Consider the following 18,191-nt stretch of genomic DNA (forward strand, 5'->3'; position numbering starts at 1 on the left):
ATGTTCGAGTTGCGCGTGCTTGATGGGCGGCATCAGGGAGCGGCGCTGCCCTTGTTCGGGGAGCAGTGGAGCATCGGTGCCCACGCCGATGCTGACCTGGTGCTGAATGACCCTGGCATCGCCGAGCAGCATGCCCGGTTGCGGCTTGTCGACTCGAACTGGTCGGTGCAGGCTGAGGCCGGGTTGTTGCAGGATGCCGATGGTCAGGTGCTGGCGCAAATTGCGCACCTGGGGCTGAACGTAACGTTTTCGGTGGGGAACGTGCGGTTGTGCGTCACCTTGGCCGATGAGCCCTGGCCCCAGGCACCAGCCCCCGCACCGGCTGTGTCGCCACGGGTCAGTGAACCGGTGCCGGTGCTTAAGTTGTCGGCCATCTCCCAGGCGCAGCAGAAGCGCCTGATCACGCTGGTGCTGGTGGTGACGGTGATCTTCATCGTGGTGGGCATGGCGTCCACCGGGAAGCCTGAGGCTCAGGCATCCCTGATGCCGCCTGTGGTGCAGAAGCACGAATTGGCCTCGCCGTTTGAGGTCCGCCAGCAACTGTTGAAGATGCTCGGCGAACGTGAATTGAGCCAGCGTGTCAGCTTGCAAGTGGTCAATGGCCAGGTCGCGCTCAATGGGGATGTCTCACAGGATGATGTGGAACTGGTCGCGCGCATGCTCAGCCGTTTTGGCGAGCAGTTCGACAGCGCGGTCCCGGTGATCAGCCGTGTGCGCGTACGCGATGGGACGTTGCCGTTCAAGATTGTGCAGATCGTGGGCGGGCCGAATGGACACGTGGTCCTGGAGGAGGGCAGCCGACTGTTTGTCGGGGATGAAGTCGACGGCCTGCGCCTGGTGCTGATCGACAACAGCAAGGTGGTGTTCGATGGCGAACAGCGCTATGAGGTGCGCTGGTGAGTGCGGAAATGCAAGCACGCCTGGAGGCCTGGCAACAGCGTCAAGTCCAGTCGCTGGCCACCTTCGCGCCGGTGACGATGCGAGGGCGCATCCAGCGCGTCAATGGCATGTTGCTCCAGTGTCGGCTGCCCCAGGCGCGTATCGGTGACTTGTGCAGGGTCGAGAAAAAGCCGGGCGACTACATGCTGGCCGAGATCATCGGTTTTGATCAGCAGGATGCGGTACTCAGCGCCCTGGGCAATCTGGAGGGGGTGCAGGTGGGCGCTGGCGTGGAGCGTCTTGGCGTCGCGCATCGGGTTCAGGTCAGCGAGGCATTGCTGGGGCAAGTGCTGGATGGTTTCGGGCGACCGATTACGGGAGAAGGCCCCGGTGCGTTTGTCGAGGCCGATTTGCCGGACACCAGTGCGGTGTTGTGTGAGGCGCCGCTGCCCACTGAGCGCCCGCGCATCAACCGCGCGCTGGCCACCGGCGTGCGGTCGATCGATGGCCTGCTGACGTTGGGCGAAGGCCAGCGCGTGGGCCTGTTCGCCGGTGCCGGGTGCGGCAAGACCACCCTGCTGGCGGAGATCGCCCGTAACGTGGACTGCGATGTCATCGTGTTCGGCCTGATCGGCGAACGGGGCCGCGAGCTGCGTGAGTTTCTCGATCATGAACTCGATGAACAGCTGCGCTCCAAAGCCGTATTGGTGTGCGCTACGTCCGACCGATCCAGTATGGAGCGAGCCCGCGCGGCCTTCACCGCGACGGCACTGGCTGAAGGTTATCGGCGCAAGGGGCTGCGTGTGTTGTTGCTGATCGACTCCCTGACCCGGTTTGCCAGGGCCCAGCGCGAAATCGGTCTGGCCGCCGGCGAACCTCTCGGTCGCGGCGGTCTGCCGCCATCGGTATACAGCCTGCTGCCGCGTCTTGTGGAGCGCGCCGGGTTGACCCGTGCGGGGGTAATCACGGCGATCTATACGGTGCTGATCGAGCAGGACTCCATGAACGATCCGGTGGCCGATGAGGTCCGCTCGCTGCTCGACGGTCATATCGTGCTGTCTCGCAAGTTGGCCGAGCGCGGGCACTATCCCGCAGTGGATGTGCTGGCGAGTCTGTCGCGGATCCTGAGCAACGTGGCCGAGCCTGCGGATATTCAGGCGGGTACGGCGTTGCGACGCTTGTTGTCGGCCTATCAACAGATCGAACTGATGCTCAAGCTGGGGGAATACCAGCCCGGCAGCGATGCCTTGACCGACCTGGCGGTGGACAGTCGCCAGGCTGTGGATAATTTCTTGCGCCAGGACTTGCGTGAGCCTGCGCCGATGGCTGCGACGCTGGAGCAACTCAAGGAGCTGACCGCCTATGTCCCATTCTGATGGTCTGCTTGGCGAAGTCGAGACGCTGCGGCGCCTGCGTCGGCACCGGGCAGATCGGGCCGAGCGAGCCTTGCGTGAGGCGAAGCGCGCCCAGCAGGCTCTGCTTGCCACTATCCGGCAGGCCGAGGAGGCACTTGAACAGACTCGGCGCGATGAAGCCGAGCGCAGTGCCCAACTGCTCAGCCAGCACCAGGGCCAGGTATTGAACCTGCAGGCGCTGAAGTCCTGGGGGGCGCAGGAGCGTTCCTTGTCTGCCGTTACGCGGCGAGGCATGGGGCAGTTGGAAGCCTTGCAGGGCCAGCAGGAAGAAAAGCAGACCTGCGTCGGCCGAGCCCAGAAGCAGGTCACCGCCTGCCTGCGGCAGGTGGAAAAACTTCAGGAGTTATCTCTTTTACTGGCGCAGGAGCCGACATGACCCAGGTTTCAGATAAGCCCGCCGAGCGGCCCCGTCCGCGTGACGCGCGAGAAGAGCGAGAGCCGGGAATGGCGGGTGTCGTTCCTGCGGAGCTAACGCGATTGTTTTCCCAATTGTGGGCTGATGACGGTGAGGGCTCTGGGGCGGGTACCCCGCTAGCACGAACCAGGACGTCGGGTGGCCCGGCGATGATCGAGGCGCTGGCCGAGCAACTGGCGCCGCGCATGCAGGCTGCCTCGCAGTGGCCGCTTCAGGCAGTCCTGTACTTGCCCCGCCTGGGGCGGATCAACGCCAGTGTGCGCCGAGAACAGGGCGCCTGGAATGTCGAGCTGGATGCGGAAGAGAAGGCGACGGTGCGCTGGCTCAGCGGTGTGCGGCAACAGTGTGAGGACCGGTTCGCGGCGACGCTGGGACAGCCGGTCAGCCTGTTTCTGCCCAATGTCAGTTGCGCATGATCGTGCCACTGCTCGCATTGCCGTTGATCAAGGGCGACTCGGTCGCCGCTCGGCGTCGACTGGGGCGTGGCTTGTGCCTGCCGTTCCAAGTGGCAGGGCGCAACGGTCAGTTGCTGCTCGAACCTGGCCGCGCGCCCGCGGGTGGCGAAGCTCTTTGCTTCGAAACGGTGTGCGGCGTGTTGGCGCTCGCCGAAGCCGGGCCGTTGCTCAGCCTGCTGGGGGAATGTCCGGTGGTCTTGGCGCCGTCCGGCAACGACCCGGAATCCTGGTTCTGGCCGCTGTTCCAGCTCCACTTGAGTCCGCAGGTGAAGGCCCTGCTGGGCTATGTGCGATTGCTGGAGAGTGCTCGACCCAAGGCGTTCGGCTGTCGAATCAGCGTGATCCTGGGGACAACCCGGGTCGAGGGGTATTTGTGGCTGGCCCCGGAGAGCTTTCTAGCGCTATGCGATGCCGGGCCTTGGCGCGCCATCGCCAGGCCGATGCCAGCGTCGTTTCGGTTAGCGATTGCGGTGGTCCTTGGGCGTCTGCAGTTACCGATCGCGCAAGCACGCAACCTGCGTGTAGGCGATGTGCTGGTCTTTGAACAGGCCTGTTTTCTAGTCCAGGGCAGCGGCTACGTGCAGGCGGGTACACGGCGATTGCATGGGCGCATTGACGATGACAGCGGGCCGTTGTGCCTGACCCTTACTTCAATCGAGGACACGTCTATGGACGAAGATTTCATCGCCCCCCATTACGCCGGGCATGAAGAGGATGAACCCGTGATGGACGTATTCGGCCACGAACCGTTCGATGAGCTGAGCATGGCGCTGAACGTACGTTGTGGCACGTTGAACCTTACCCTGGGCGAATTGCGTAACCTTGCGCCTGGCGCGGTGCTCGGCATCGGCGGTTATGCGCCGGGCATGGCTGGCTTGTATTACGGCGACCGGCCGATTGGCCAGGGTCAATTGGTCGAAATAGACGGGCGCCTGGGGTTACAGTTGTCCCGCGTGATGTTCGGTCGATGACATTCCAGGGGATCGATCCCCTCATCCTGGCGCTGTTTGTGGGAGCGTTGGCGTTGATGCCAATGCTGCTGATCATTTGCACATCGTTCTTGAAGATTGTCATCGTGCTGATGATCACCCGCAACGCTATCGGTGTGCAGCAGGTGCCGCCGAGCATGGCCGTCAATGGCATCGCGTTGGCCGCCACGCTGTTTATCATGGCACCGGTCGGTTACGAGATCGCCGAGGGCATCAAGGCCTCGCCCGTGGACACAAGCAGCGTGATCAATTTTTTGCAGACGGGACGTGAGGCTATCCAACCGTTGCGTGCATTCATGCTGCGCAACGTGGACCCGGATGTACTGACCCATCTGCTGGAAAATACCGCGCGCCTGTGGCCGGCGAAAATGGCACAGGAGGTCCAGCGCGAAGACTTGATCCTGCTGGTCCCGGCCTTTGTTCTGTCGCAACTGCAGGCGGGGTTCGAGATCGGCTTTCTGATCTACATCCCCTTCATTGTCATTGACCTGATTGTCTCCAACCTGCTGCTGGCACTGGGCATGCAAATGGTCTCGCCAATGACCATTTCCCTGCCGCTCAAACTGCTGTTGTTCGTGATGGTGTCCGGTTGGTCGCGCCTGCTCGACAGCTTGTTCCTCTCCTATCTCTGAGTGGCCTATGGAACCGATCGTGCTGTTCAAACAGGGCATGTTGCTGGTGGTGGTGCTGACGGCGCCGCCGCTGATGGTGGCGGTGGTGGTGGGGGTGCTGACGTCGTTGGTGCAGGCGCTGATGCAGATACAGGACCAGACTCTGCCCTTTGGTATCAAGTTGGTGGCGGTGGGTGTCACGCTGATCATGACCGGGCGCTGGATCGGCGTTGAGTTGATCCAGCTGATCAACCTGACCTTCGAAATGATCGGCCGCTCGGCCCTGAATTGAGGTATCGCCCGTGCTGCTGTATCTCGAGTTCGTGCCCAGCCTGCTCATCGGCATGGCGCGTATTTATCCCTGTGGCATCTTAGTCGCGGCGTTCTGTTTTCAACATATACGTGGCAGGTTGCGGGTCACCATCGTGATGGTCATGGCACTGCTGCCCGCACCGGGTATTCATGCAGCGTTGGAGGGACATGACTACTCGGCGCTGATATTGGCTGCGCTGGTGCTCAAGGAAGTGGCCCTGGGATTATTGCTGGGGGTACTGCTGTCGATGCCGTTCTGGATGTTCGAGGGAGTGGGGGCGTTGCTGGATAACCAACGCGGCGCATTGGCCGGCGGTCAGCTCAATCCTTCACTGGGGCCGGATGCCACGCCGATGGGGCATCTGTTCAAGCAATTGGCGATTTTCCTGCTGATGACTACCTTGGGGTTGGGCGCGTTGACCCAGGTGATCTGGGACAGTTACCTGATCTGGCCTCCCACCGTCTGGTTCCCGCTGCCGGCAGAGAATGGGATGAGCCTGTTTATCGACTTGCTGGGCGATACCTTCACGCACATGCTGCTCTATGCCGCTCCTTTTATCGCGGTGTTGCTGTTGTTGGAGTTCGGCATCGCGTTGCTGGGGGTCTACAGTCAGCAACTGCAGGTCAGTACGCTGGCGCCACCGGTCAAAAGCCTCGCGGGTATCGGTATTCTGCTGCTCTACTTTGCGTTGCTGCAGGACTTGATCGTCGGACGCATGGGTTCGCTGGGTGACCTCAAACACGTGCTGGGACAGTTGATCAAGGTCGCGGTCCCATGAGTGATTCCGGCGAAAAAAAGCACCCGGCGTCAGCCAAGAAACTGCGTGACCAACGCAAGAAAGGCCAGGTCGCCCAAAGCCAGGATGTTGCAAAGCTGCTGGCATTGACAGCCATCAGTGAAATCGCCTTATTCACCGCCGAAACCAGCCTGCAACGCTTCCAGCAATTGATGTTGTTGCCGATATCACGCCTGAATCAGCCCTTCACGCGTGCACTGGAAGAGGTGCTGTTCGACGGGCTGGGAGTGTTCTTCTCCTTTGCTCTGTTGATGGTCGGGGTCGCGATTACCACCAAGCTGATCAGCAGTTGGATGCAGTTCGGGCTGCTGTTTGCGCCGGAGGCCCTGAAGATGGATTTCAATCGCCTTAATCCCGTCAGCCAGGTCAAGCAAATGTTCTCAGCCCAACAGTTGATGAACCTGTTGATGAGCGTGACGAAAGCCTTCCTTATCGGTTTGATTCTGTATGTGGTAATTCGGCCCTCGGTGGGCACGTTGATCAACCTGGCCACCAGTGACCTGCAGAGCTACATCGTGGCGTTGATCGCGCTGTTCCGTCATCTGCTGCATGTGTGCCTTGGCATGCTGCTGGTGCTGGCGCTGGTCGACCTGATCCTGTCCAAGCACTTTTTTGCCAAGCGCATGCGCATGACTCAAGTGGAGGTCGTCAAAGAGTACAAGGACATGGAGGGTGACCCTCATGTGAAGGGGCAGCGCCGTTCGTTGGCGTACCAGTTGGCCCAGGAAGAACCGAAGGTCAAGCTGCCCAAGCTGGAGGAGTCCGACATGCTGGTGGTCAACCCGACGCACTTTGCTGTCGCCTTGTATTACCGGCCGGGTAAGACACCGCTGCCGATGTTGGTGAGTAAAGGCACGGACGATGAAGCCCGCAAATTGATCCGCCGTGCCAAGGCGGCCGACGTGCCGGTAATCCAATGTGTATGGTTGGCTCGCACGCTTTACACGAAAAAATTGGGCGCGAGCATCCCTCGGGAAACCTTGCAGGCCGTGGCGCTGATTTACCGAACCTTGCGCGAGCTCGATGATGAGGCCAAGCGCGAAACCCTGGAGCTTCCCGAGCTTGAGCGGCGCTGATCACCTGTCCAAGGCTTGCAGAGTGGCCAGCGACAGCATCCGACTGAGGATTCTGTCGAGAGCGTTGGCGGTTGCCGGCAGCGCGTGCCATATCACCAGGGCGTGCTGGGGATCGAGGTAGATAAAGCAGCCCTCGAACACCAGCGCTTGTTCAAAGCGTCGCTCTAGCACTTGTTGCAATTGCCCAGCCTGCAGGGCCTCGCGCGCAATGCACAAGGCCACCCCAGGGCGCTGGCCAGCGTGCTGTGCGCAGACCTTGATACCGGGCGCCAGGGGCAGGTGAGCAGCAGCGCCACTCACCAGGTTGTCGAAAAATACCTGCCGTGGGGCGCCGGGCATATTCGGGGAACTCATCGTTCCAATGACACCGTCTGGTAGTCCGCCCGCTCACCGGAGGGGGCGGGCTCGACGCGCATCTGCGGCGGCCACCAGATCACCATCTTGTCCTTGCTCGATTGCGGGCGTGAGCACGAATCACCTTTGCACGTGGGCGTACAGCCGGTGAAGAGTATCGCTGCGCCAATCAGGATGACGCACAACAGTCGGTTTTTCATGGCGTGGCCTTCTGAGCTGGAGTGATCATGGAGGGGCGGGGCACGCTGAGGTGTTCATCTCTCACTACCGGGCGCATGGCGATGAATACTTCGGCTTCTTCACCCGGCTTGAGCCAGGCACGTGGCCACACGGTGACTGCCAGGGTCTGCGAGTTGCTGCATTCCTTTTCATCGATACGCACATTGCGTTTGAACTGGTTGCGCAACACCACCACCGCCACGTTGTATTCCGGGCCGGCGTACCACTGACTGCGGTCGGTGTTCAGCGCCAGCAAATCACGGGTGCTGCACAAGGTGTTCAGCGCCAGAGGCATCGGTGCCGCGCTGAAAGCCTTGGGGACTTCTCCACTGACCAAGCGCGCCAGCGTGGTGATGATGTCACTGCGTTTGATCACCGGCTGATGCGGTGAGTAGCGCCTGGCCAGTGGTGCGAGGGCAGCTTGCAACTCGGCCTGGTCGTCTTGTGGCAAGTAGCGCGACGGGTCGTCCTGGTCCCCGATGACGCGAGGTGTCAGGATAAACAAACGCTCACGGCGATTGTTGTGGCGTTCTGTCGAAGAGAACAGCGCCTTGCCCAGTAACGGAATATCCCCCAGCAGCGGGATTTTCTTTTGCTGGTCGGAACTGTCAGTGACATGAAAGCCGCCGACCACCAGCGAGCGCTTTTCCCGCATCACGGCCTGCGTGCTGACCTTGCCCCGGCGCACATCAGGGTGATTGGGGTCTCGGTCGGGATTGGTCTCGTCGAAATTACCGTCTTCTATATCGACCGCCAAATGGATCTGGTGCACACCACGTCCGGTCGTTACCCGAGGAACCACCTGAAGGCTGGTGCCTACGGTGACGGGCAGAATGGTTGCGTAATCTCTACCGGGGGTGATGTATTGGGTACGGTTGAAGTCGATCACCGCTGGTTGGTTTTCCAGGGTGAGCACCGAGGGGTTCGAAACCATGGTAGCCAGCCCCTTGGCTTCCAGCGCGCGGATATCGGCGTAGAAACGGTCGCGGTTATCAATCGACAACTGTGAGGAGGTGCCGGGCGCCATGTTGACGCCACCGCGGAAGCGGCTGTTCTGGAAACCCCAGTTCACCCCAAATTCACGCAATTGCGTACGTTCGATATCGAGAATGATCGCATCGATTTCGATCAACTTGCGCGCGACGTCGAGCTGGGTGATCAATTCGCGGTACATGGTTTGGCGTTCCGGCAAATCATAGATCAGCACGGCGTTATTGCGTACGTCGGCTTCGACTCGGATTCGGCTCGTGGATACCGGGGCCCGTGAGGTCAATGCAGGCATGGGAGCCATTTGACCTGTGGTGCCATTGGCGTCGAGCATTTGGCTCAGCAACGGATTGCCCAGCCGCGGCACATTGGGCGTAAGCGGCGCTGGCTGGGAGGCCGGACGTTGGGTCAAGCCTGTGAGCGCAGACGGGGAACGCGGTTCCAAAAGCCCTCGCAAGATGTTGGCGACGCCGGGAACGACGAGCTTTTCGCCGCGGTAATCCACTTGGCGGTCCGCCGCATTGGCGAACTTCAACGGGTAACTCAGTACGCTCTGTTTTTCATCCGGTGACCGGCGTTGGCTGCTGAATTGCTTGATCTGTTCGATATAGCGCTTGGGGCCGGAGACGAGCACGACACCGTCTTCCGGTAACTCACCCCAACCGAAACGGCTATCGAGCAGTCCGATATCGGTCAGCGCCTGCTTGAGGTCGGAAATCGTCTCTGACGAGACCTCCAGGCGCGCGGACTCCTGCTGGTCCAGCGTGCTGATGAACAGCGTGTTGTTGTAGAGAAACCACTGAAAACGATGCTCAACCCCGAGTCTGTCCAACAGTGACTGTGGGGTATTCGCGCGAATCTTGCCGTTGACGTCGCCTTCCAGCAGGCCTTCGATTTGCAGTTGCGTGCCGAATGTCTGGGCGAAGTCTTCGAGTACTTCCCGCAGCGGTTTGTGGTCGGCCTCATAGGCGTAGGCGGTGTTTTTCCATTCGGGGGGTATCGCGGCAAGGGCGTTGTGCGCCGGGGACAGCAAACAGGCGAGCGCTACCAGACTTGACCAGTTGAAACGTCTGGATGAAGTTTCACGCGAGTTAATGCGCAAGTCGCTGCGCTTGCAGATCGTGTTATGCATAGGTGTTTCCCTGTTTAGTGCAACAACGAACGTAGCCAGGTAGGTTTGAGTTGATGGATGGGTTTGTTCAGGCGCGCGACGGTGGCGCGCCAGGTATCGCGTTGGTTGAGCAGGCTCTCGATGCAGTGCAGCAGATGCTGTTCGTCGTGTGGGTTAGGCACGCAATGGATCAGCCAGAGGTCACCGCTGTCTGGTGACAGAGCGAGCGCACCTTGAAAGTGGGCCAGGCTGACGGCGCCCAGACGCATCCAGCTCACCAGCATTGATTCATTCCGGGAGTGTCGGGCCAGTTGAACACTAAGCAGCAGGGTTCCCGAACAGTGACGCAGTACAACCGCTTCATCGTTCTCGAACAGCGTTAATTCCCCGGTGCCGTTCCTCAGGTATTCAGAAAACAGTTCTTTCAATTTACGGCACGCTATCCAGGCAGGACTTCAGTAGCATGTGCTTCACTCGGTTTTGCTCTTGGTAGACGTATTCGGAGGTGCGGTGTCGCTGTAAAAGATTGAAAAACAGCCCGATGTCTTCCTCCGAACCAGAGTTGTTTTCTGCTGCGTAGTTGTATTCCCTTTTAGTATGTCTGGCGTCGCTTAGAAGCCTGTCTTTGAAGCCGTCTAAATATTTCATAGAGGTATTCCATGAGGGGTGTACCTCTTCTTGGTTTTTATTTCGAAATAGTTCCAGTTGTATTCAATTATTTTTAGGAAAGCGTCTGCCTGCTTCTATCGTGCGAAAGGGGGGGATCCTGTCTGACGAGAGCACTGATCAAGGCTGTCCAGTCAATACGAAAGTCGCCCTCTTCGGTATTCAATATGAGGTTTTGAGGTTCAATCGTATTTTCCGCGCGCAACGTCCAGCAATTACCGCTGTCACTGTCTAGGCATTGCCTGACTGTCTCAAGCTCATGTGGGTTGCATAAAAGCGTTGCCTTAATTGCAGGCACATGGCACGCCAGCAGTTGCCTGATCAGAGCCTTAATACGTTGGGGGGCGGGTGTTTCTTCAAGTAGAAGGGAGATAGCCTGGTTGGCAATTGAGGTTGCGTATTGCTCGAGGTTGTCACACAAGGCTTGGCGCTCGGCTTCCCAGCGTTTGAGCTGTGCATCGGCACGTTGCCATATTTCCAGACTCGCTTTTTCCAGAAGCTGCTCACGTTGTTCATTGGCCTCCTGTAGTAACTGTCGGGCTCCCGCTTTTGCCTGCTCAACCACATTGTCGGCTTGGGTGTAACTTGCCAGGGTTTCGCAGGAGAGAAGGCTCCCCGGGAGCGCACGTGTTCCGCCAGGCGAGTTGATGATGCGGCGACATAACATCGTTATTCTCCATGCTCCCATGAATCAACAGGATTGCGGGTGCCATCCATGGCGCCAATACGCCACACGACAGCATGCCAGAGCGTATCAAGGCGGCTGTGCGAACCCTTGAGCGCCAATGGCATTTGCTCTAGATCAAGTACACGGTGGCGAGGAAAGCGCAGGCGGATCCGCTGCCAGGTCGCCGGAGGAATCCAGGCGCGTAGCAATTGCAATGGGTCGTTATCAGGCTGCACGATATCAAGTGGCAGAGCCTTGGATAGGCTGTTACACCACAGGTGATGATGCTCATCCAATGCTGTCGCATAGGCCGGGCGGCAAATGCCCTCAATCAACCCAATCGCCAGATCAAGTTGCTCCGCAGAAGCAGTCGCCAGTTGAATTAATGCAGGGTCAGGCATCGGAGGTAGGCATGGAGCAATACCGAAATGTGTCCCCGTAGCCACCTGCCCGCTGCGATGGAGTTGTATAAGTGCCGCGTAGTTATCGATGCTTTTCCAGTCTTCATGCGCATATAACCAGGGGGCGGCCCACCATTGGGCCCAGGCGAGATTACTCATTGCTGGAATGAGCAGTCATGCTGGAAGACACTTCATGTGTTTGAGCGCGCACGTCAGGCGTCGGCATAACTCGTTGCTTTCGCTTTTGCCAGAACATACCTCCCGATACCATGAACACCACTGCGAGCAGCGAAACAGTCACACAGATTCTCCAGAAACCGAGGTCATCTTCGGGAACCAGGAACGGCCCGAAGTAAGCCAAACGCTGTTGCTCCAGATAAGCTGTCGCCGGCACGAACACGACGGTCAATTTCTGCGAGTTGTCGACCGCTGTGGCCATGCCCGGTAAGCTGCTAGCAACCATCCTGCGAACACGCGCCCTGATGCTGTCTGGGTCAAGCCTAGGATCATGTTTGATGAACACTGACGCAGAGGCAGGTTGCACAGGCTCTCCAGGCGCGACGCGCTCAGGCAATACCACATGGACCCGGGCGACGATAACGCCGTCAATGTTCGATAAAGTTGTTTCAAGTTCTTGAGACAATGCATAGATATAGCGCGCTCTTTCTTCCAGCGGCGTTGAGATCACACCTTCTTTACGAAAGGTGTTACCCAGCGTAGTGCGTGCTGCCCGAGGGAGCCCTACGGCCTCCAGCGTTCGTACCGCACGCGCAATCTCGGTGGCGTTGACAACAACGATAACGCCATCTTTTGCCGGAACTTTAGTGGCGCGGATATGTTTGTCAGCCAGCTCCGCTACTACCTCGTTAGCCTCTTGCTCAGTTAGCTGACGATGAAGCTCGACCCGTTCACTACAGGCCTGCAGCAGGAGAGAGAGACATATAACCAATACAAACGGTAGCAGGTGATTCATTTTAACCTACTGAAGACTGCTGATTTTATCAATGCATTGTGCGGTTTTACCGACGGATTTTGACAGCATCTGCTGAAGTAGGAGCGCGTCGGAAAGTTGGCCCGGATATTTTCGAGCTTCATCCAGCTTATTCGGGCTGCTCAAGGCACGCAGGCTTCTAGTCATACGGTCCGTCACAGAACTTAGCTTGCCTGCTGCCTCGGAAAGTAAGTTTTGCGTAACGGTGCTACCCGTGGCGTGTTTCGAAAATGATGAAGCGGTTACGGCGGCGTTAAAAAAGTCAATATCCGTACTCAAGTCCGTTAATTTATGGTCTGTGAGGGACTCGGATAGAGAGTTGCGTTCAGTCTGCTTAATAATGCCTATCATAGTAGGATCCTGTAACGTCGAAACTAACGTTGAGGGGGCTTATCTCCGTGTTTGCTTAAAAAGCCTTCCCCGCCGGGGCCGTAGGAAGGCTTTTGTAAGTTGAAGCTATTAAACGTTGAGTTTGTCGGATGCTGCCTTGATACCCGAGGTATTTTGGTTTTCTGCACCCTTAAATGCGTTTTTTACACCATCTGCGCGTTTTTTTGCTTCTGCAGCTTCCAAGCCTTGGTCAGCATCTTGAGCAGACATTTGGCCACCGCCGTAGCCGCCCGAATAAGGTGAGTAGGATGATCCGCTAGGAATAGCCATAGTGTTCTCCGTAATTAATATGTGTAAGTGAAACAGCACGCCTTAAGAAAAAACTCTCCATCCGTAGTGCCGTTCCATCAATTATGTGGTTCAAGAAATGTATGCGTTCCACGCATCGCTGGAGGCTATGTTTCAATAAATGTATTGGTTTGTTTCCGGTGCGCTCAACCCAGTGACACTCCCAAGTGCTTTATGCGGTGATACAGGGTTCTTTTGGGAACGCCCAGTTCGGTTGCCGCACTGTCCACACAATGGCTATTTTGGCGCAGGCACTCTTCAATCAGCGATTTTTCCATCTGATGCATGCGCGCCTTCAGGCCCATCTCTATTTCCTGTCGGGTGATCACGGTTGCTGAAAGCGGAGGCAGGCCCAATACAAAGCGCTTCGCCGTAGATCGAAGCTCGCGGACATTGCCCTTCCAGGGGTGGCACAGCAACTGCTGCAACAATTGGCTATCGGGAGGGGGAGGGTAGGCGAGTTTGAAATGATCAGCTTCTTGCTGAATCATGTGGAGGAACATAGGGATGATTCGCGCTCGTCGATCCCGCAAGGCCGGAAGGTGGATGCTGACGACATTCAAGCGGAAGTAGAGATCACGTCTAAAAGTGCCTTGTTCGACCATCTCGTGCAAGACGCGTTGGGCAGATGCGATCACGCGCATATCCACCGGGATAAATCGGGTCGAGCCCAGACGCTCGACTCCACGGGATTCCAGCACGCGTAACAGCTTGGCTTGTAGCGTCAGTGGCATGCTATCGATTTCATCGAGGTATAAGGTGCCCAGATGGGCTGCTTCAACGAATCCAGCCCGGGACTGCATGGCCCCCGTATAGGCGCCGCTGTTTACGCCGAACAGCTGGCTCTCGGCAAGACTTTCCGGAATGGCGGCGCAGTTGACGGCAACGAAGTTTCCCTTACGCTGGGATAGGTAATGAATATGTTGTGCCAACGTATCTTTACCGGTCCCTGTTTCTCCCAATAGCAGAATATCTATATCCAGAGCGGCGGTGTTGTTTATAGTCCTTTCGATGCTCGGGCAATCAGAGAAAGTTATATCTTCTATAAGACTATTCTGATTGAGCGTCGACATATTATTTTGCTCCAGTGCGGTGGCCGCATGATGAGGGCTATCTCCATATGAACGCAGTTAAACAGGATTTTTTTATGTTGTCATGAACTGGCCAGAGCGATGGATGACGTGAAAGTTATACGTTTCAGCGAATAAAAAAGTTTCAAGTCTTGATGGGCGAGTTTCGCCATTTCAGGTGTAGGGAAAGTCTTAACGTTGCAAGGAAATATTCTAAAGAGGTGTTTTTGCAATGAGGCTTTTTATCGGGTGTCTTGCGTTTCGCTTTTAAAATTTATGAGCAAATGTATCACGTCATGACGTTTTTAATTTTTTCGTTAGTGAAATTCAAACGCCCACAAAAAAGCCGATGCAATGCATCGGCTTTTTATTCGCGGTATAAACCGCAGGTAACGCTTACACGTTGAAGCGGAAGTGCATCACATCGCCATCTTTTACGATGTATTCCTTGCCTTCCAAGCGCCACTTGCCCGCTTCCTTGGCACCGGCTTCACCCTTGAACTGAATGAAGTCGTTGTAGGCGATTACTTCGGCACGGATAAAACCTTTTTCGAAGTCGGTGTGGATCACACCGGCAGCCTGCGGTGCGGTAGCACCGACCTTGACGGTCCAGGCGCGGACTTCTTCGACACCGGCGGTGAAGTAGGTCTGCAGGTTGAGCATCTCGTAGCCAGCGCGGATCACGCGGTTCAGGCCAGGCTCTTCCAGGCCCAGGGCCTCAAGGAACATGTCTTTTTCTTCGCCGTCGTCGAGTTCGGCTATTTCTGCTTCGATCTTGTTGCACACCGGAACAACGATGGCGCCTTCTTCGTCGGCAATGGCCTTGACCACATCAAGCAGTGGGTTGTTCTCGAAGCCATCTTCGGCGACGTTGGCAATGTACATCACTGGCTTGGTGGTCAGCAGGTGGAAGCCTTTGATTACGGCCTTCTCGTCAGCGCCCATGGTCTTCATCAGGCTGCGTGCCGGCTTGCCCAGGGTGAAGTGCGCGATCAACTGCTCCAGCAGGCCTTTCTGGACTACGGCGTCCTTGTCACCACCCTTGGCGTTGCGCGCGACTTTCTGCAGTTGCTTCTCGCAGCTGTCGAGGTCGGCAAAGATCAGTTCCAGGTCGATGATCTCGATGTCGCGTTTCGGGTCGACGCTGTTGGAGACGTGAATCACGTTCTCGTCTTCAAAGCAGCGGACCACGTGGGCGATGGCATCGGTTTCACGGATGTTGGCCAGGAACTTGTTGCCCAGGCCTTCACCTTTCGACGCGCCTGCGACCAGGCCGGCGATGTCGACGAACTCCATGGTGGTCGGCAGGATGCGCTTTGGATTGACGATGGCCGCCAGGGCGTCCAGGCGTGGATCCGGCATCGGCACGATACCGCTGTTGGGCTCGATGGTGCAGAAGGGGAAGTTCTCCGCTGCAATACCGGACTTGGTCAGGGCGTTGAACAGGGTGGATTTGCCGACGTTGGGCAGGCCGACGATGCCGCAATTGAATCCCATGGTGTTTCCCCTCGGTAAGAGTCAGGCCTTCTGGCTGTGCAGGTTTTTCATCGCGCGGTTCCATTCACCGGCGAAGATATCCGGCAGCACGCCGAGGGCAAAGTCGATGCTGGCATCGAGTTTTTCCTGTTCGGCGCGTGGCGCACGACCCAGGACGAAATTTGAAACCATACTGGCAACGCCTGGGTGGCCAATGCCGAGCCGCAGGCGGTAGAAATTATTCTGATTACCCAGCTGCGCGATGATGTCGCGCAGGCCGTTGTGCCCGCCGTGCCCACCGCCGAGCTTGAGCTTGGCGACACCGGGCGGCAGGTCCAATTCGTCATGGGCCACCAGGATTTCCTCGGGTTTGATCCGGAAGAACCCCGCAAGCGCCGCGACAGCCTGGCCGCTGCGGTTCATGTAGGTGGTGGGAATCAGCAGACGAACATCCTGACCCTGGTGCGAGAAGCGCCCGGTCAGGCCAAAATATTTGCGATCGGCCACCAGGTTCACACCTTGGGCGTGGGCGATGCGCTCAACAAAAAGGGCCCCCGCGTTATGCCGGGTCTGTTCGTATTCGGCGCCTGGATTTCCCAGGCCAACGATCAGTTTAATGGCAGTCACGACAGGGGCCCTTCCTTTGGAGTTGTGGATAACATCGCCGCAACCTGTGTGCGGCGAAAGTGGACGACAGAAGCTATTTACTCAAGAGTAAACGCCGCGTTATCGCCCGCTTTCTCGCTACGTTTCGGTCCGCGATGTTTCCTCAAGCTCCGGCAATACAGAGTGAATTACTCTGCAGCGCCTTCTTCAGCTTCTGGAGCAACGCGTGGAGCGTGAACGTTGGCAACAGCTTTGTCATCACCGTGAGCCAGTGCGACAAACTCAACGCCTTTAGGGGCTTTGAGGTCGGACAGGTGAACGATTGCGCCGACTTCCAGAGCCGACAGGTCGACTTCGATGAACTCAGGCAGGTCTTTCGGCAGGCAGGTCACTTCGATTTCGTTCAGGACGTGCGAGATCTCGCCGCCTTTCTTGACCGGAGCTTCTTCGCCAACAAAGTGCACAGGCACGATAGCGGTCAGTTTCTGGCCAGCTACAACGCGAACGAAGTCAGCGTGCATGATGAACTGCTTGGACGGGTGACGCTGCATCGCTTTAACGATGACGTTCTGCTTGGCGCCGTCGACGTTCAGTTCGATAACGTGGCTGTAGGCAGCTTCGTTTTCGAACAGCTTGGCGATTTCCTTGGCCAGGATGGTCACGGATTCAGCAGGCTTGTTGCCACCGTATACAACGGCTGGGATGTTGGCGGCGTGACGCAGGCGGCGGCTCGCACCTTTCCCCAGGTCAGTACGCGCTTGAGCGTTCAGAGTAAAGTCAGTCATTTTGTATCTCCAAAATAGCCATCATCGAGGGGCGTTTGCGACCAGCGCCGTACTCGACATGGGCAAAAAAGCCCCGCCCCAACAGAATGTCAGGGCGGGGCGCTTTTCGTCAGTGGGATGTGCCGAAGGTTTGACCCTTAGCGGAACATCGCGCTGATCGATTCTTCATTGCTGATGCGGCGGACCGCCTCGGCAACGACCGGTGCGATATCCAGTTGACGGATACGCGCACAGGCTTGAGCTGCGGCGGACAACGGGATGGTGTTAGTCACCACCAGTTCGTCCAACACGGAGTTCTCGATGTTCTCGATCGCTCGGCCCGACAGCACAGGGTGTGTGCAGTAGGCGAAGACTTTAGCCGCACCGTGCTCTTTCAAGGCTTTCGCCGCGTGGCACAGGGTGCCGGCGGTGTCGACCATGTCATCAACCAGAATACAGGTACGCCCTTCGACATCACCGATGATATGCATCACTTCAGAGTGATTGGCTTTCTCGCGGCGTTTGTCGATGATCCCGAGGTCCACGCCCAGGGATTTGGCAACAGCTCGTGCACGCACGACGCCACCAATGTCCGGGGACACGATCATCAGGTTTTCAAAGCGCTGGTCTTCGATGTCATCCACCAATACTGGGGAGCCGTAGATGTTATCTACCGGAATATCGAAGAACCCCTGGATTTGGTCAGCGTGCAGGTCAACCGTGAGCACACGGTCGATACCTACCACGGTGAGCATGTCAGCAACGACTTTCGCGCTGATAGCCACACGTGCGGAACGCGGACGGCGATCCTGACGGGCATAACCAAAGTAAGGGATTACAGCTGTGATTCGAGTCGCTGAGGAGCGGCGGAAGGCATCAGCCATCACGACGAGTTCCATCAGGTTATCGTTGGTCGGAGCGCAAGTCGGCTGAATAATGAAGACGTCTTTACCGCGGACGTTTTCATTGATCTCGGCTGTAATTTCGCCGTCGGAAAACTTACCGACAGAGATGTCACCGAGAGGGATATGCAGCTGACGTACGACACGTCGAGCCAGATCGGGGTTAGCATTCCCCGTAAAGACCATCATCTTGGACACGCGCAGTACCTAGAGGCTGAGGGTAACCTGGATGAGTATAGAAATGGCAGGGGCGGCTGGATTCGAACCAACGCATGGCAGGATCAAAACCTGCTGCCTTACCGCTTGGCGACGCCCCTGTATCTGTTGCAACGAGTGCCTAACACTCGGTT

Annotated in this window: 24 protein-coding genes and 1 tRNA gene; 9 read left to right on the forward strand and 16 right to left on the reverse strand. The window is 57.6% G+C overall.

Annotated features, from left to right (window positions below; translation table 11 throughout):
• From PF1751_RS03460 to sctU, 9 genes are all read left to right on the forward strand, one after another.
• Nucleotides 1-900 (forward strand): FHA domain-containing protein, encoded by a 900-nt coding sequence (locus tag PF1751_RS03460; protein ID WP_031290790.1) that lies wholly within the window; start codon nucleotides 1-3, stop codon nucleotides 898-900.
• 8 nt (nucleotides 901-908) lie between these two features.
• Nucleotides 909-2,255, forward strand: a complete 1,347-nt coding sequence (locus tag PF1751_RS03465; RefSeq protein WP_198729527.1) for a FliI/YscN family ATPase — start codon at nucleotides 909-911, stop codon at nucleotides 2,253-2,255.
• Entirely contained in the window at nucleotides 2,242-2,670 is a 429-nt protein-coding gene (gene sctO, locus PF1751_RS03470; protein ID WP_010213344.1) for a type III secretion system stalk subunit SctO, read from the forward strand. The genes PF1751_RS03465 and sctO overlap by 14 nt, the downstream gene beginning before the upstream one ends.
• A gap of 188 nt (nucleotides 2,671-2,858) precedes the next feature.
• Nucleotides 2,859-3,125 carry a type III secretion system HrpP C-terminal domain-containing protein gene (locus tag PF1751_RS29715; protein WP_010213343.1) on the forward strand — a complete coding sequence of 89 codons (267 nt, stop codon included), beginning with the start codon at nucleotides 2,859-2,861 and terminating at the stop codon, nucleotides 3,123-3,125.
• Nucleotides 3,122-4,135: a FliM/FliN family flagellar motor switch protein gene (locus PF1751_RS03480; protein WP_044286608.1), complete on the forward strand. Its 1,014-nt coding sequence runs from the start codon at nucleotides 3,122-3,124 to the stop codon at nucleotides 4,133-4,135. The genes PF1751_RS29715 and PF1751_RS03480 overlap by 4 nt, the downstream gene beginning before the upstream one ends.
• The gene (sctR, locus tag PF1751_RS03485; protein ID WP_010213341.1) at nucleotides 4,132-4,785 is read left to right on the forward strand and encodes a type III secretion system export apparatus subunit SctR; all 654 of its coding nucleotides are present in this window, start codon (nucleotides 4,132-4,134) and stop codon (nucleotides 4,783-4,785) included. The genes PF1751_RS03480 and sctR overlap by 4 nt, the downstream gene beginning before the upstream one ends.
• A 7-nt stretch (nucleotides 4,786-4,792) precedes the next feature.
• Nucleotides 4,793-5,056 carry a type III secretion system export apparatus subunit SctS gene (sctS, locus tag PF1751_RS03490; protein ID WP_010213339.1) on the forward strand — a complete coding sequence of 88 codons (264 nt, stop codon included), beginning with the start codon at nucleotides 4,793-4,795 and terminating at the stop codon, nucleotides 5,054-5,056.
• Between the two features lie 10 nt (nucleotides 5,057-5,066).
• A complete protein-coding gene (gene sctT, locus PF1751_RS03495; RefSeq protein ID WP_044286609.1) occupies nucleotides 5,067-5,855 on the forward strand; it encodes a type III secretion system export apparatus subunit SctT in 789 nt (262 codons plus the stop codon).
• Nucleotides 5,852-6,949 carry a type III secretion system export apparatus subunit SctU gene (gene sctU / locus PF1751_RS03500; protein ID WP_010213335.1) on the forward strand — a complete coding sequence of 366 codons (1,098 nt, stop codon included), beginning with the start codon at nucleotides 5,852-5,854 and terminating at the stop codon, nucleotides 6,947-6,949. The genes sctT and sctU overlap by 4 nt, the downstream gene beginning before the upstream one ends.
• Here the strand turns inward: sctU and PF1751_RS03505 are convergent, their stop codons facing one another.
• The 16 genes from PF1751_RS03505 to PF1751_RS03575 form a co-directional block, all read right to left on the reverse strand.
• The gene (locus PF1751_RS03505) at nucleotides 6,950-7,288 is read right to left on the reverse strand and encodes a hypothetical protein (protein WP_021491940.1); all 339 of its coding nucleotides are present in this window, start codon (nucleotides 7,286-7,288) and stop codon (nucleotides 6,950-6,952) included. It abuts the gene before it with no gap.
• Nucleotides 7,289-7,299: 11 nt separating this feature from the next.
• Nucleotides 7,300-7,503: an HrpT family type III secretion system protein gene (hrpT, locus tag PF1751_RS03510; protein WP_010213331.1), complete on the reverse strand. Its 204-nt coding sequence runs from the start codon at nucleotides 7,501-7,503 to the stop codon at nucleotides 7,300-7,302.
• On the reverse strand, nucleotides 7,500-9,641 hold the full coding sequence (gene sctC, locus PF1751_RS03515; protein WP_042571040.1) for a type III secretion system outer membrane ring subunit SctC: 2,142 nt from the start codon (nucleotides 9,639-9,641) through the stop codon (nucleotides 7,500-7,502). Before sctC ends, hrpT begins: the two co-directional genes overlap by 4 nt.
• A gap of 14 nt (nucleotides 9,642-9,655) precedes the next feature.
• Nucleotides 9,656-10,048 carry a CesT family type III secretion system chaperone gene (locus PF1751_RS30005; RefSeq protein WP_029529247.1) on the reverse strand — a complete coding sequence of 131 codons (393 nt, stop codon included), beginning with the start codon at nucleotides 10,046-10,048 and terminating at the stop codon, nucleotides 9,656-9,658.
• Nucleotide 10,049: 1 nt separating this feature from the next.
• Entirely contained in the window at nucleotides 10,050-10,268 is a 219-nt protein-coding gene (locus PF1751_RS03525; protein ID WP_010213328.1) for a hypothetical protein, read from the reverse strand.
• 73 nt (nucleotides 10,269-10,341) lie between these two features.
• Nucleotides 10,342-10,953 carry a type III secretion system stator protein SctL gene (sctL, locus tag PF1751_RS03530; RefSeq protein ID WP_042571041.1) on the reverse strand — a complete coding sequence of 204 codons (612 nt, stop codon included), beginning with the start codon at nucleotides 10,951-10,953 and terminating at the stop codon, nucleotides 10,342-10,344.
• A gap of 2 nt (nucleotides 10,954-10,955) precedes the next feature.
• Nucleotides 10,956-11,513 carry a hypothetical protein gene (locus PF1751_RS03535; RefSeq protein WP_010213326.1) on the reverse strand — a complete coding sequence of 186 codons (558 nt, stop codon included), beginning with the start codon at nucleotides 11,511-11,513 and terminating at the stop codon, nucleotides 10,956-10,958.
• Nucleotides 11,506-12,327, reverse strand: coding sequence for a type III secretion system inner membrane ring lipoprotein SctJ (sctJ, locus tag PF1751_RS03540; RefSeq protein WP_010213325.1), 822 nt, complete (start codon nucleotides 12,325-12,327; stop codon nucleotides 11,506-11,508). Before sctJ ends, PF1751_RS03535 begins: the two co-directional genes overlap by 8 nt.
• Before the next feature lie 6 nt (nucleotides 12,328-12,333).
• On the reverse strand, nucleotides 12,334-12,696 hold the full coding sequence (locus PF1751_RS29385) for a hypothetical protein (RefSeq protein WP_021491935.1): 363 nt from the start codon (nucleotides 12,694-12,696) through the stop codon (nucleotides 12,334-12,336).
• 108 nt (nucleotides 12,697-12,804) lie between these two features.
• Nucleotides 12,805-13,005, reverse strand: a complete 201-nt coding sequence (locus tag PF1751_RS28790) for a hypothetical protein (protein WP_137205936.1) — start codon at nucleotides 13,003-13,005, stop codon at nucleotides 12,805-12,807.
• Nucleotides 13,006-13,169: 164 nt separating this feature from the next.
• Nucleotides 13,170-14,096, reverse strand: coding sequence for a sigma 54-interacting transcriptional regulator (locus PF1751_RS03550; protein ID WP_044286611.1), 927 nt, complete (start codon nucleotides 14,094-14,096; stop codon nucleotides 13,170-13,172).
• 393 nt (nucleotides 14,097-14,489) lie between these two features.
• Nucleotides 14,490-15,590 carry a redox-regulated ATPase YchF gene (gene ychF / locus PF1751_RS03555; protein ID WP_010213320.1) on the reverse strand — a complete coding sequence of 367 codons (1,101 nt, stop codon included), beginning with the start codon at nucleotides 15,588-15,590 and terminating at the stop codon, nucleotides 14,490-14,492.
• Between the two features lie 21 nt (nucleotides 15,591-15,611).
• The gene (gene pth / locus PF1751_RS03560; protein WP_010213318.1) at nucleotides 15,612-16,196 is read right to left on the reverse strand and encodes an aminoacyl-tRNA hydrolase; all 585 of its coding nucleotides are present in this window, start codon (nucleotides 16,194-16,196) and stop codon (nucleotides 15,612-15,614) included.
• A gap of 167 nt (nucleotides 16,197-16,363) precedes the next feature.
• The gene (locus PF1751_RS03565) at nucleotides 16,364-16,960 is read right to left on the reverse strand and encodes a 50S ribosomal protein L25/general stress protein Ctc (RefSeq protein WP_010213317.1); all 597 of its coding nucleotides are present in this window, start codon (nucleotides 16,958-16,960) and stop codon (nucleotides 16,364-16,366) included.
• Nucleotides 16,961-17,097: 137 nt separating this feature from the next.
• Nucleotides 17,098-18,039, reverse strand: coding sequence for a ribose-phosphate pyrophosphokinase (locus PF1751_RS03570; RefSeq protein ID WP_003171603.1), 942 nt, complete (start codon nucleotides 18,037-18,039; stop codon nucleotides 17,098-17,100).
• Between the two features lie 44 nt (nucleotides 18,040-18,083).
• A tRNA-Gln gene (locus tag PF1751_RS03575) sits at nucleotides 18,084-18,158 on the reverse strand.
• Between the last annotated feature and the right edge of the window lie 33 nt (nucleotides 18,159-18,191).

Source organism: Pseudomonas simiae (genome assembly GCF_000934565.1).
Classification (GTDB): domain Bacteria; phylum Pseudomonadota; class Gammaproteobacteria; order Pseudomonadales; family Pseudomonadaceae; genus Aquipseudomonas; species Aquipseudomonas simiae.

Coding starts and splice junctions, on each gene's coding strand:
- PF1751_RS03460 (WP_031290790.1), top strand. CDS start 1: ATGTTCGAGTTGCGCGTGCTTGATGGGCGGCATCAGGGAGCGGCGCTG.
- PF1751_RS03465 (WP_198729527.1), top strand. CDS start 909: ATGCAAGCACGCCTGGAGGCCTGGCAACAGCGTCAAGTCCAGTCGCTG.
- sctO (WP_010213344.1), top strand. CDS start 2,242: ATGTCCCATTCTGATGGTCTGCTTGGCGAAGTCGAGACGCTGCGGCGC.
- PF1751_RS29715 (WP_010213343.1), top strand. CDS start 2,859: ATGATCGAGGCGCTGGCCGAGCAACTGGCGCCGCGCATGCAGGCTGCC.
- PF1751_RS03480 (WP_044286608.1), top strand. CDS start 3,122: ATGATCGTGCCACTGCTCGCATTGCCGTTGATCAAGGGCGACTCGGTC.
- sctR (WP_010213341.1), top strand. CDS start 4,132: ATGACATTCCAGGGGATCGATCCCCTCATCCTGGCGCTGTTTGTGGGA.
- sctS (WP_010213339.1), top strand. CDS start 4,793: ATGGAACCGATCGTGCTGTTCAAACAGGGCATGTTGCTGGTGGTGGTG.
- sctU (WP_010213335.1), top strand. CDS start 5,852: ATGAGTGATTCCGGCGAAAAAAAGCACCCGGCGTCAGCCAAGAAACTG.
- PF1751_RS03505 (WP_021491940.1), bottom strand. CDS start 7,288: ATGCCCGGCGCCCCACGGCAGGTATTTTTCGACAACCTGGTGAGTGGC.
- hrpT (WP_010213331.1), bottom strand. CDS start 7,503: ATGAAAAACCGACTGTTGTGCGTCATCCTGATTGGCGCAGCGATACTC.
- sctC (WP_042571040.1), bottom strand. CDS start 9,641: ATGCATAACACGATCTGCAAGCGCAGCGACTTGCGCATTAACTCGCGT.
- PF1751_RS03525 (WP_010213328.1), bottom strand. CDS start 10,268: ATGAAATATTTAGACGGCTTCAAAGACAGGCTTCTAAGCGACGCCAGA.
- sctL (WP_042571041.1), bottom strand. CDS start 10,953: ATGTTATGTCGCCGCATCATCAACTCGCCTGGCGGAACACGTGCGCTC.
- PF1751_RS03535 (WP_010213326.1), bottom strand. CDS start 11,513: ATGAGTAATCTCGCCTGGGCCCAATGGTGGGCCGCCCCCTGGTTATAT.
- sctJ (WP_010213325.1), bottom strand. CDS start 12,327: ATGAATCACCTGCTACCGTTTGTATTGGTTATATGTCTCTCTCTCCTG.
- PF1751_RS29385 (WP_021491935.1), bottom strand. CDS start 12,696: ATGATAGGCATTATTAAGCAGACTGAACGCAACTCTCTATCCGAGTCC.
- PF1751_RS28790 (WP_137205936.1), bottom strand. CDS start 13,005: ATGGCTATTCCTAGCGGATCATCCTACTCACCTTATTCGGGCGGCTAC.
- PF1751_RS03550 (WP_044286611.1), bottom strand. CDS start 14,096: ATGTCGACGCTCAATCAGAATAGTCTTATAGAAGATATAACTTTCTCT.
- ychF (WP_010213320.1), bottom strand. CDS start 15,590: ATGGGATTCAATTGCGGCATCGTCGGCCTGCCCAACGTCGGCAAATCC.
- PF1751_RS03565 (WP_010213317.1), bottom strand. CDS start 16,960: ATGACTGACTTTACTCTGAACGCTCAAGCGCGTACTGACCTGGGGAAA.